Source organism: Pseudomonas asiatica, assembly GCF_009932335.1.
GTDB classification, from domain to species: domain Bacteria; phylum Pseudomonadota; class Gammaproteobacteria; order Pseudomonadales; family Pseudomonadaceae; genus Aquipseudomonas; species Aquipseudomonas asiatica.
This window is the reverse complement of the sequence record NZ_BLJF01000003.1, coordinates 1,018,103-1,029,855: the sequence shown is the minus strand read 5'-3', so window position 1 is coordinate 1,029,855 and position 11,753 is coordinate 1,018,103. Positions and strand designations below refer to the sequence as shown.

The 11,753-nt window shown below is 61.1% G+C and carries 10 protein-coding genes; 1 reads left to right on the top strand and 9 read right to left on the bottom strand.

The genetic code is table 11. The annotated features are described in order from the left end of the window. Positions 1–111 precede the first annotated feature (111 nt). Positions 112–738: a 23S rRNA (uridine(2552)-2'-O)-methyltransferase RlmE gene (rlmE, locus tag GYA95_RS27275; protein ID WP_015271862.1), complete on the bottom strand. Its 627-nt coding sequence runs from the start codon at positions 736–738 to the stop codon at positions 112–114. Positions 739–840: 102 nt separating this feature from the next. On the opposite strand from rlmE, the gene yhbY reads away from it, so the two are divergent. Next, positions 841–1,149, top strand: a complete 309-nt coding sequence (gene yhbY / locus GYA95_RS27270) for a ribosome assembly RNA-binding protein YhbY (RefSeq protein WP_003249945.1) — start codon at positions 841–843, stop codon at positions 1,147–1,149. A 141-nt stretch (positions 1,150–1,290) separates the two neighbouring features. Here yhbY and GYA95_RS27265 read toward each other — a convergent pair whose 3' ends face one another. The 8 genes from GYA95_RS27265 to grpE form a co-directional block, all read right to left on the bottom strand. Continuing rightward, the gene (locus tag GYA95_RS27265; RefSeq protein WP_052329222.1) at positions 1,291–1,731 is read right to left on the bottom strand and encodes a hypothetical protein; all 441 of its coding nucleotides are present in this window, start codon (positions 1,729–1,731) and stop codon (positions 1,291–1,293) included. After that, positions 1,709–2,191: a transcription elongation factor GreA gene (greA, locus tag GYA95_RS27260; RefSeq protein ID WP_173585835.1), complete on the bottom strand. Its 483-nt coding sequence runs from the start codon at positions 2,189–2,191 to the stop codon at positions 1,709–1,711. The genes GYA95_RS27265 and greA overlap by 23 nt, the downstream gene beginning before the upstream one ends. Next, entirely contained in the window at positions 2,188–5,409 is a 3,222-nt protein-coding gene (carB, locus tag GYA95_RS27255; RefSeq protein WP_015271865.1) for a carbamoyl-phosphate synthase large subunit, read from the bottom strand. The genes greA and carB overlap by 4 nt, the downstream gene beginning before the upstream one ends. A gap of 105 nt (positions 5,410–5,514) precedes the next feature. Beyond that, positions 5,515–6,651 carry a glutamine-hydrolyzing carbamoyl-phosphate synthase small subunit gene (gene carA / locus GYA95_RS27250; protein ID WP_013974294.1) on the bottom strand — a complete coding sequence of 379 codons (1,137 nt, stop codon included), beginning with the start codon at positions 6,649–6,651 and terminating at the stop codon, positions 5,515–5,517. A 266-nt stretch (positions 6,652–6,917) separates the two neighbouring features. Then, positions 6,918–7,724 carry a 4-hydroxy-tetrahydrodipicolinate reductase gene (gene dapB / locus GYA95_RS27245; RefSeq protein WP_015271866.1) on the bottom strand — a complete coding sequence of 269 codons (807 nt, stop codon included), beginning with the start codon at positions 7,722–7,724 and terminating at the stop codon, positions 6,918–6,920. A 13-nt stretch (positions 7,725–7,737) separates the two neighbouring features. Next, positions 7,738–8,862, bottom strand: a complete 1,125-nt coding sequence (gene dnaJ, locus GYA95_RS27240; RefSeq protein ID WP_013974296.1) for a molecular chaperone DnaJ — start codon at positions 8,860–8,862, stop codon at positions 7,738–7,740. 197 nt (positions 8,863–9,059) lie between these two features. Further along, on the bottom strand, positions 9,060–10,985 hold the full coding sequence (dnaK, locus tag GYA95_RS27235; protein WP_015271867.1) for a molecular chaperone DnaK: 1,926 nt from the start codon (positions 10,983–10,985) through the stop codon (positions 9,060–9,062). Between the two features lie 101 nt (positions 10,986–11,086). After that, the gene (grpE, locus tag GYA95_RS27230; RefSeq protein ID WP_003258073.1) at positions 11,087–11,644 is read right to left on the bottom strand and encodes a nucleotide exchange factor GrpE; all 558 of its coding nucleotides are present in this window, start codon (positions 11,642–11,644) and stop codon (positions 11,087–11,089) included. Between the last annotated feature and the right edge of the window lie 109 nt (positions 11,645–11,753).

Below are 11,753 nucleotides of genomic sequence, written 5' to 3'. Positions count from 1 at the left end.
GCCGCAGGCACCGTCTGTAACCCTTTGTGAAAGCAAGACTACACGAAGTTCGGACGATCCTGACGCGGCGGCCGATTGGAAATAACTATCGGCGACCACGCTTCACGCCTTTCATGCCCCTTTGAAACCCCTGCCCAGCAGGTACTGCTCGCGGGAACGGTCACGCGACGACGACGGCTTGCGCATCTGTACCTTGTCGAACTTGCTGCGCACGTCCTTGAGGTACACGTCAAAACCTTCGCCCTGGAAAATCTTGATCAGGAAATCGCCGCCGGGCTTTAGCACGCGGGTTGCCAGATCGAGGGCCAGCTCGCAGAGGAACATGGCACGCGGCATGTCCACCGCAGGCGTACCACTCATATTGGGGGCCATGTCGGAAATCACAAGGTCTACGTGCGAATCGCCGACGGCCTCGAGAATGCGCTGCAGCACTTCATCCTGGGTGAAATCGCCCTGGATGAAGGTCACATCGGGGATCGAGTCCATCTCCAGGATGTCGGACGCGATCAGGCGGCCCTGGCCACCAATCAGACGACTGGTCACCTGCGACCAGCCACCAGGAGCAGCGCCGAGATCGATCACGCTCATACCTGGGCGGATCAGCCGGTCCTTTTCCTGGATCTCCAGCAGTTTGTAGCTCGCACGCGAGCGGTAGCCGTCCTTTTGTGCCTGTTTCACAAAAGGATCGTTGAAATGCTCTCGCAGCCAGTTTGCGCTGCTTTTGGAACGTTGTACCACGGGGCACCTCGATGATATGCGTCGTGATTGACTGGGCGGAGCCGGTGGCCCTCGGGTAAAATGCCGGTCAATTTTACAGAATCAGACGGAAAGGGTCAGATTATGCCGCTCAATAACGAGCAGAAGAAGCAATACAAGTCCATTGGTCATGACCTGAAGCCGGTCCTGATCGTCGCTGGCAACGGTTTGAATGAAGGCGTCATCGCCGAACTGGAGCGCGCCTTGGTCGACCATGAGCTGATCAAGGTCGAAATTCGCTCGGAAGACCGCGAAGAGCGCGCCGAGACCATTGCCGAACTGTGCAAGGCCGGCCGTGCCGAACTGGTGCAGACCATCGGCAAGAAAGCGCTGATCTACCGCAAGAACCCACAGCCGAACAAGCAACTGTCCAATATCCACCGTTACAAGTAACGGCAAAGGGGCTGCTGCGCAGCCCATCGCCGGCAAGCCAGCTCCCACAGGTACGGCGCATGGCCTGAATTCGATGCGGTCGGTGTGGGAGCCGGCTTGCCGGCGATGGGCCGCGAAGCGGCCCCAGCGATCTCGAGCCGCTTAGCGGCGCACCTTGACCGGAACCGGCTGGGCAACCAGCACGATGCCGGAAAAGCCCAGCACCAGGAAACAGAGCAGCTGCCAACGCTCGCCAACGGACATACCGTAGCGCAAGGTGTAATACCCCACGCAGGCACCGAAGCCGAGCAGCAGCATCTGGCCGCGGAACTGCCGCCACCAGGCCGACAGGCCGTCCACCCTTGCCAGCACTGCCAGCTGGGTCAACAAGCCAAGCAGCGCCACGCCGATCAACCAGCGGTCGATCTGCCCGGCGACATCCTGCACCAGCAGCGGCGCCAGGCCACTGACCTTGAGCGCGGGCACCAACCCCACGTGAAACACCCACAAGCCGCCGACCCAGAAAACCTGGGCCAGCTGCCAGAGGATCCCCTCGAGGGATGGCGCCCGCAGGCGCCGGTCAGATGTGCTTGACTTCGACAATCTCGTACTCGACCGCGCCGCTAGGCGTCTTGACGACGACAGTATCACCTTCTTCCTTGCCGATGATGGCACGGGCAATCGGCGCTCCGCTCGAGAGCTTGCCCTGTTTCACGTCGGCTTCATCCTCGCCGACGATCTGATAGGACACCTCTTCATCGGTTTCGGTGTTGGCCAGTACCACGGTGGTACCGAAAATCACCTTGCCGGTGTGAGGGATGGTGGTCACGTCGATCACCACCGAGTTCTGCAGACGACCTTCGATATCGCGGATACGGGCCTCGACCATGCCCTGCTCTTCACGAGCAGCGTGGTATTCGGCATTTTCCTTCAGGTCACCCAGTTCGCGCGCTTCACCAATGGCCTGGCTCAGGCGCGGGCGCTCGGTCTTGCTCAGGAAGAGCAGCTCCTCTTCCAGGGCGCGAGCGCCCTGGACGGTCATCGGGTACTTGGTAATGCTCATGCTTTCAGTCCTGCATGCAGATCCTGCAGGCGACGAACGGTCTTTTCCGGACCAAATTTCAGCGCCTCGCAGATGGCTTCACCGGCCGCAATGGTGGTGGTGCAGTAAATTTTGTGCTGCAGCGCATTGCGACGAATCGAGTAGGAATCGGCGATCGACTGGCGGCCTTCGGTGGTGTTGATGATCAGCGACACCTCGTCGTTCTTGATCATGTCGACCACGTGCGGGCGACCCTCGGTCACCTTGTTCACGCGGCGCACTTTAAGGCCGGCCGCCTCGATAACCTTGGCGGTGCCGGCAGTGGCGACCACTTCGAAGCCCAGGGCAATCAGGTCGCGGGCAACGCCAGCCACTTGCGGCTTGTCGTCGTCACGCACGCTGATGAATGCGGTACCGCCGGTCGGCAGTACTTCGCTGGCACCCATCTGGGCTTTGGCGAAGGCTTCACCGAAGCTGTCACCGACACCCATGACTTCACCGGTCGATTTCATCTCAGGGCCGAGGATCGGGTCAACCCCCGGGAACTTGGCGAACGGGAAGACGGCTTCCTTGACGCTGTAGAAGTTAGGGATGATTTCCTGGGTGAAGCCCAGCTCTTTCAGGGTTTTGCCGGCCATGACGCGGGCCGCGATCATCGCCAGGGAGGTGCCGATGCACTTGGAGACGAACGGCACGGTACGCGAAGCGCGCGGGTTGACTTCGATGACGTAGATCTTGTCGCCCTGCAGGGCCAGCTGCACGTTCATCAGGCCGACCACGCCCAGTTCCAGGGCCATTTTCTTGACCTGTACGCGGACTTCGTCCTGCACTTCCTTGCTCAGCGAGTAAGGTGGCAGCGAGCACGCCGAGTCACCGGAGTGAACGCCGGCTTGCTCGATGTGCTGCATGATGGCGCCGATCACCACATCGGTGCCGTCGCACACCGCATCCACGTCCATCTCGATGGCGCAGTTGAGGAAGTGGTCGAGCAGTACAGGGCTGTCGTTGGACACCTGCACGGCTTCGCGCAGGTAGCGCTTGAGCTCGTCCAGCTCGTAGACGATTTCCATGGCACGGCCGCCCAGTACGTAGGACGGGCGCACTACCAGCGGATAGCCGATGCCGCCAGCAGCGCTGATGGCTTCTTCTTCGCTGCGCACGGTGGCATTTGGCGGCTGCAGCAGGTTCAGGCGCTGAACCATCTGCTGGAAGCGCTCGCGGTCTTCAGCGCGGTCGATGGCATCCGGGCTGGTACCGATGATCGGTACGCCGGCTTCTTCCAGGGCGCGGGCCAGTTTCAGCGGGGTCTGGCCACCGTAGTGGACGATCACGCCTTTCGGCTTCTCGACACGGCACACTTCCAGCACGTCTTCCAGGGTCAGCGGCTCGAAGTACAGGCGGTCGGATGTGTCGTAGTCGGTGGAGACGGTTTCCGGGTTGCAGTTGACCATGATGGTCTCGTAACCGTCTTCACGCAGCGCCAGTGCGGCGTGTACGCAGCAGTAGTCGAACTCGATACCCTGGCCGATACGGTTAGGGCCGCCACCCAGGATCATGATCTTGTCGCGGGTCGACGGGTTGGCCTCGCACTCTTCCTCGTAGGTGGAGTACAGGTAGGCGGTGTCGGTAGCGAATTCAGCAGCGCAGGTGTCGACGCGCTTGTACACCGGGAACACTTCCAGCTTGTGGCGGTGACGGCGCAGGTTCTTGTCGGTGATACCCAACAGCTTGGCCAGGCGCTGGTCAGAGAAGCCCTTGCGCTTGAGGCGCAGCATGTAGTCCTTGTCGATCGACGACAGGGCCAGGGTCTTGACCTTCTCTTCTTCCTTGATCAGGTCTTCCATCTGCACCAGGAACCACATGTCGATGCCGGTCAGGTCGAAGATCTGCTCGCAGGTCATGCCGGCACGCATGGCGTCAGCCACGTACCAGATACGCTCGGCGCCCGGTACGGTCAGCTCGCGCTTGAGGATGCTGCTGGCTTCGGGGTTGGCCAGGTCGACTTTCGGGTCGAGGCCGCAGGCGCCGACTTCCAGGCCGCGCAGAGCTTTCTGCAGAGACTCCTGGAAGGTACGGCCGATGGCCATGACTTCACCCACGGACTTCATCTGGGTGGTCAGGCGGGCGTCGGCTTTCGGGAATTTCTCGAAGGCGAAGCGCGGCAGCTTGGTGACGACGTAGTCGATCGACGGCTCGAAGGACGCCGGGGTGCGGCCGCCGGTGATGTCGTTCTGCAGTTCGTCGAGGGTGTAGCCGACAGCCAGCTTGGCAGCGATCTTGGCGATCGGGAAGCCAGTGGCCTTGGAGGCCAGCGCCGAGGAACGCGAAACGCGCGGGTTCATCTCGATCACGACCATGCGGCCTGTGTTCGGGCAGATACCGAACTGCACGTTGGAACCGCCGGTTTCAACACCGATTTCACGCAGCACCGCCAGGGAGGCGTTGCGCATGATCTGGTATTCCTTGTCAGTCAGGGTCTGTGCCGGGGCGACAGTGATCGAGTCACCGGTGTGCACGCCCATCGGATCGAAGTTCTCGATCGAGCAGACGATGATGCAGTTGTCCTTCTTGTCGCGGACAACCTCCATCTCGTATTCCTTCCAGCCGATCAGCGATTCGTCGATCAGCAGTTCCTTGGTCGGCGACAGGTCCAGGCCACGGGCGCAGATTTCTTCGAATTCTTCACGGTTGTAGGCGATACCACCACCGGTGCCGCCCATGGTGAACGATGGACGGATGATGCACGGGAAGCCCAGGCGCTCGAGGACGGCGTTGGCTTCTTCCATGCTGTGGGCGATACCGGAGCGCGGGCACTCCAGGCCGATGTCTTTCATGGCCTTGTCGAAGCGCGAGCGGTCTTCGGCCTTGTCGATGGTGTCGGCATTGGCACCGATCATTTCCACGCCGAACTTTTCCAGAACGCCGTGGCGCTCCAGGTCCAGGGCGCAGTTCAGTGCAGTCTGGCCACCCATGGTCGGCAGCAGTGCGTCCGGGCGCTCTTTCTCGATGATCTTGGCCACCGACTGCCACTTGATCGGCTCGATGTAGGTGGCGTCGGCCATGGCCGGGTCGGTCATGATGGTGGCTGGGTTGGAGTTCACCAGGATGACGCGGAAACCTTCCTCGCGCAGGGCTTTACAGGCCTGGGCGCCGGAGTAGTCGAATTCGCAGGCCTGGCCGATCACGATCGGGCCAGCGCCGAGAATCAGGATGCTTTTGATATCTGTACGTTTTGGCATGGTTGTCACTCAAATCCGGGGTCAGTCGGCAAGCCGCTTTGAACAATCTGGGTCAGGCGCTTCCGGGCGCGGCGCAAGCCGGCCCGGGGCCTTGAAGCAGGATGCTCAGCGGCGCTTGGCCATGGCATCGATGAAACGATCGAACAGTGGCGCGACGTCGGTCGGGCCTGGGCTCGCTTCAGGGTGGCCCTGGAAGCTGAACGCGCTCTTGTCGGTACGCTCGATACCCTGCAGGGTGCCGTCGAACAGCGACTTGTGGATGGCGCGGACGTTGCCCGGCAGGGTGGCCTCGTCAACGGCAAAGCCGTGGTTCTGGCTGGTGATCATGACCACACCGGTGTCCAGATCCTGGACCGGGTGGTTGGCACCGTGGTGGCCATGACCCATTTTCACGGTCTTGGCGCCAGAAGCCAGGGCCAGCAGCTGGTGGCCCAGGCAGATACCGAATACCGGGATCTCGGTCTCGAGGATTTCCTTGATCGCCTGGATGGCGTAGTCGCAAGGCTCGGGGTCACCAGGGCCGTTGGACAGGAACACGCCGTCCGGGTTGAGTGCCAGCACTTCGCTGGCCGGAGTCTGGGCCGGCACCACGGTCACGCGGCAGCCACGGGCAACCAGCATGCGCAGGATGTTCAGCTTGACGCCGTAGTCGAAGGCGACCACGTGGTAAGGCAGGTCAGCGGCTTCGATGGTCGGGTGGCTGTCGGTCTTCAGTTCCCACACGCTGGAGCGCCACTCGTAGCGTTCCTTGGTGGAAACGACCTTGGCCAGGTCCATGCCCTTCAGACCCGGGAAAGCGCGGGCAGCGGCGATGGCGGCTTCTTCGCTGATGTTGTCACCGGCGAGGATGCAACCGTTCTGAGCGCCCTTTTCACGCAGGATTCGGGTCAGGCGACGGGTGTCGATGCCGGCGATGGCGACGACGTTGTTGGCCTTGAGGTACTCAGGCAGCGACTGGGTGTTACGCCAGTTGCTGGCCAGCAGCGGCAGGTCACGAATGACCAGGCCAGCGGACCAGACGCGGTTCGACTCGGCGTCTTCCGGGGTAGTACCGGTATTGCCGATGTGCGGGTAGGTCAGGGTAACGATTTGCTGCGCATAGGAAGGGTCTGTAAGGATTTCCTGGTAGCCGGTCATAGCGGTGTTGAATACCACCTCACCAACGGTCTGACCGTCGGCACCGATAGCTTCACCGCGGAAAATACTGCCGTCGGCAAGGGCGAGTATGGCTGGCTTTGTCAAGAAGACCTCCCGTAAATCAAGCATGAAAGGGCGATCGCAGGTTGCAAAAAAGCGGAGTGACGTATGGACACGTCACCCCGCTTTCATGTGCTGAATTCAATTCGCTGCGCGCTTTTAGTGGACACACTAAAGCTGTAGCTTACAGAAAAGTGCGTTTTCGGTCTACCGCGGATGTGCCTCTAAAACACATCAATGCGACAGGCTGACATCTGTGCTGGCTTCATTCGCGGGCAACCCCGCGAAGAAGCCAGCACGGCTCCAACTGCTTAACGCAGCTCGAGCACATCCTGCATGTCATACAGGCCAGGCTCACGCCCGTCCAGCCACAGCGCCGCACGTACGGCACCCTTGGCGAAGGTCATGCGGCTGGAAGCCTTGTGGGTGATCTCCACGCGCTCGCCTTCGGCTGCGAACAGCACGGTATGGTCACCCACCACATCTCCAGCACGCACGGTGGCGAAGCCGATGGTCTGACGCTCACGTGCACCGGTCTGCCCTTCACGGCCATACACGGCCACTTCCTGCAGGTTGCGACCCAGCGCCTGGGCAACCACTTCACCCATGCGCAGCGCGGTGCCCGACGGCGCATCGACCTTGTGCCGGTGGTGCGCTTCGAGGATTTCGATATCCACATCGTCACCCAGCACGCGCGCTGCGGTATCCAGCAGCTTAAGGCACAGGTTGACGCCGACGCTGAAGTTGGCGGCAAAAACGATCGGGATTTCCTTGCCAGCCTCGGCCAGCAGCTGCTTCTCTTCCGGCGTGAAGCCAGTAGTACCAATGACCATGGCCTTGCCCGCCTTGCGGCAGAACGCCAGGTTCTTCAGGGTCACCGAAGGGTGAGTGAAATCGATCAGCACGTCGAACTCGTCGACCACCTTGGACAAGTCGTCGGAAATCGGCACACCAATACGACCCAAGGCCGCCAACTCACCAGCATCAGCCCCAACCAGCGAGCTGTCCGGGCGGTCTATCGCCGCCGTCAGGCCCGCCTGGGGGGCCTGTTGCTGCACGGCCTCGACGAGGGTCTTGCCCATCCGCCCTGCCGCACCCATCACTGCAATACGTCGCATAGCCATTTCCTTGTCAGAGATCGCCGAAGAAGCGCTTCACGCCATCGAACCAGCCACTGGCCTTGGGCGAGTGAGAGCTATCGCCTTCCAGCGAATCACGCAGCTCTTCGAGCAACTCGCGCTGACGACGACTGAGATTGACCGGGGTTTCCACCGCCACACGACACAGCAGGTCGCCCGCACCACCACCGCGCACCGGGGCAACACCCTTGCCGCGCAGGCGGAACTGCTTGCCGGTCTGGGTACCCTCCGGGATCTTCAGCTTCACCCGACCATCGAGGGTCGGCACCTCCAGTTCGCCACCCAAGGCAGCATCGGTGTAGCTGATTGGCACTTCGCAGTACAGGTGCTTGCCATCACGCTGGAAGATCTCGTGCTCACGCACGTTGATCACTACATACAGATCGCCGGTCGGGCCACCATGGGTACCAGCCTCGCCCTCGCCCGAGAGGCGGATGCGGTCGCCAGTATCGACACCTGCCGGCACCTTGACCGACAGCGTCTTGTATTCCTCGACACGGCCTTCGCCGTGGCACGAGGTGCAGGGGTCGGTAATGATCTTGCCCTGGCCATGGCAGCGCGGGCAGGTCTGCTGTACCGAGAAGAAGCCCTGTTGCATGCGCACCTGGCCGATACCGCCACAAGTCGGGCAGGTGGACGGGGTCGAGCCCTTCTTGGCACCGGAGCCGTCGCACGGCTGGCAGTTGACCAGCGTGGGCACACGGATGCTGACCGTGGTGCCACGTACCGCTTCTTCCAGGTTCAGTTCCAGTGTGTAGCGCAGGTCACTGCCGCGCTGGGCACCACCACGCGAGCCGCCGCGGCCACCCCCGAAGAAGTCGCTGAACACATCGCCGAAGATGTCGGAGAAGTTGGCACCACCGAAACCTGCGCCACCACCACCCATGCTCGGGTCCACACCCGCATGACCGTACTGGTCGAACGCAGCACGCTTGCTGGCGTCAGACAGCACTTCGTAGGCCTCGTTGGCCTCCTTGAACTTGTCTTCCGACTCTTTGTCGCCTGGGTTGCGGTCCGGATGGTACTTCATCGCCAGGCGACGGTAAGCCTTCTTGAGGTCTGATTCGCTGGCGCCGCGCTCGACACCCAATACCTCATAATAATCACGCTTGGACATAGGTCATTTGCACCTTGTTGGGCGTCTGGCATCTACGCCGCGCCATCAGCACCCGCCCTTTGCCCACCAGGGCCACCGACAGATGCTGTAAAAATTCTCGAATTCCAGATACGCCAACGCGGGAGCAAGCCCCCGCGCGGCGACATCCTACCAGCTCACCACCAAACGGCAGTGAACTGGCCGACAACATGCAGGGATTACTGTTTGTTGTTGTCTTTCACTTCTTCGAACTCAGCGTCAACCACGTCATCGTGCTTGGCTTCCGGCTCGGCCTGCTGTGCGCCGCCCTGAGGCTGTTCGGCCGACTGCTCGGCGTACATCTTCTGGGCAACCGGCGCCGAAACCTTGGACAGCTCCTCGACCTTGGCGTCGATGGCAGCCTTGTCGTCGCCTTTGACAGCGGCTTCCAGGGCAACAACGGCAGCCTCGATGGCGGCTTTCTCTTCAGCGGTAACCTTGTCACCAGCGTCAGCGACCATCTTGCGGGTCGAGTGAACCAGCGCATCACCCTGGTTACGGGCAGCGGCCAGCTCTTCGAACTTGCGGTCTTCCTCAGCGTTGGCCTCGGCGTCACGCACCATGCGCTCGATCTCTTCGTCCGACAGGCCGGAGTTGGCCTTGATCACGATCGACTGCGACTTGCCGGTAGCCTTGTCCTTGGCACTGACGTGCAGGATGCCGTTGGCGTCGATGTCGAAGGTTACTTCGATCTGCGGAACGCCACGTGGAGCCGGCGGAATGTCAGCCAGGTCGAACTTGCCCAGCGACTTGTTCTGTGCAGCCTGCTTGCGCTCACCCTGCAGCACGTGAATGGTCACGGCACCCTGGTTGTCGTCGGCAGTCGAGAACACCTGCGACTTCTTGGTCGGGATGGTGGTGTTCTTCTCGATCAGCGAAGTCATCACGCCACCCATGGTTTCGATACCAAGGGTCAGCGGGCTGACGTCCAGCAGCAGTACGTCTTTGACGTCACCAGCCAGCACCGCGCCCTGGATGGCAGCACCCATGGCCACGGCTTCGTCCGGGTTGACGTCCTTGCGCGCTTCTTTACCGAAGAAGTCGGCAACGGCTTTCTGCACCAGCGGCATACGGGTCTGGCCACCGACCAGGATCACGTCGTCGATCTTGCTTGCATCGATACCGGCGTCCTTCAGGGCGATACGGCAAGGCTCGATGGTACGGGCAACCAGGTCTTCGACCAGCGATTCCAGCTTGGCGCGGGAAATCTTCACGTTCAGGTGCTTCGGACCGGTAGCGTCTGCAGTGATGTAAGGCAGGTTTACGTCGGTCGACTGAGCGGAGGACAGTTCGATCTTGGCCTTTTCAGCGGCTTCTTTCAGACGCTGCAGTGCCAGCGGATCGTTCTTCAGGTCCATGCCGGACTCTTTCTTGAACTCGTCGACGAGGTAGTCGATCAGGCGCATGTCGAAGTCTTCGCCACCCAGGAAGGTGTCGCCGTTGGTAGCCAGTACTTCGAACTGGTGCTCACCGTCGACTTCGGCAATCTCGATGACCGAAACGTCGAAGGTACCACCACCCAGGTCATAAACGATGACGGTGTGGTCGCCCTTGGCCTTGTCCATGCCGTAAGCCAGTGCAGCGGCAGTCGGCTCGTTGATGATGCGTTTTACATCCAGACCAGCGATGCGACCGGCATCCTTGGTGGCCTGACGCTGACTGTCATTGAAGTAGGCCGGAACGGTGATGACCGCTTCGGTAACTGGCTCGCCGAGGTAGTCTTCGGCGGTTTTCTTCATTTTCTTCAGGACTTCGGCGCTGATCTGCGGCGGAGCCATGTCCTTGCCACTGGCCTGTACCCAGGCGTCGCCATTGCTGGCCTTGACGATCTTGTAAGGCACCAGCTTGATGTCTTTCTGTACAACATCTTCTTCGAAGCGGCGGCCGATCAGGCGCTTCACTGCGAACAGAGTGTTGTGCGGGTTGGTGACCGCCTGACGCTTGGCCGACTGACCAACCAGGATTTCGCCGTCATTGGCGTAGGCCACGATCGAAGGGGTGGTACGCGCACCTTCGGCGTTTTCGATGACCTTGACGTTACCGTTTTCCAGAACAGAGACGCACGAGTTGGTGGTCCCCAGGTCGATACCGATGATTTTACCCATGTTAACTCTCCCGAAACTTGAATTTGGTAGCAGCGACTACTTTGGCCAACTGCGGTAATACTTGAAGGCTTGACACCTAGATGGGGATGCCCGGATGGATTTCAAGCCTTTTCATTGATCGAGGGTTGCGCCGCGCTTGGCGCCTTGCTGACCACCACCATGGCGGGGCGCAGCAGACGACCGTTGAGCAGATAGCCCTTCTGGAACACGTTCAGCACGCTGTTCGGCTCCACTTCGGCGTTTTCCTGCATGGCCATGGCCTGGTGGTGCTCTGGGTTGAACGGCTGGCCGTGCGGGTCGACTGCTTCGAGGTTGTAGCGCTTGAGAGTGTCCTGGAACATCTTCAGGGTCAGCTCGACACCCTCGCGGATCTGCTTGACATGCTCATCGTCGGCACTGGAGTGCGCCAGGGCCAGTTCCAGGCTGTCGATCACCGGCAGCAGGTCGCCCGAGAACTTCTCGAGGGCAAACTTGTGGGCTTTCTCGACATCCTGCTCGGCACGACGACGAGCGTTCTGCACGTCGGCAACGGCGCGCAGCGCCTGGTCCTTGGCGGCGGCCAGCTGCTCCTCGAGTTCCAGGACGCGGGCATCGGCAGCATTACCTGCACCGGTCTCTTCGACGTTAAGGTCTTTCTCGTTCAGCTGTTCGTCAGCCATGGGGTCTCTCCTGCGCAATTTTGTGGACTGCGAGCCAGGCTCGCCTTTGATGTCGGCTATATGGGGCCGGAAAAACCAGCTTCAAGGGGCAAGGTCGTTTTCCCGGCTG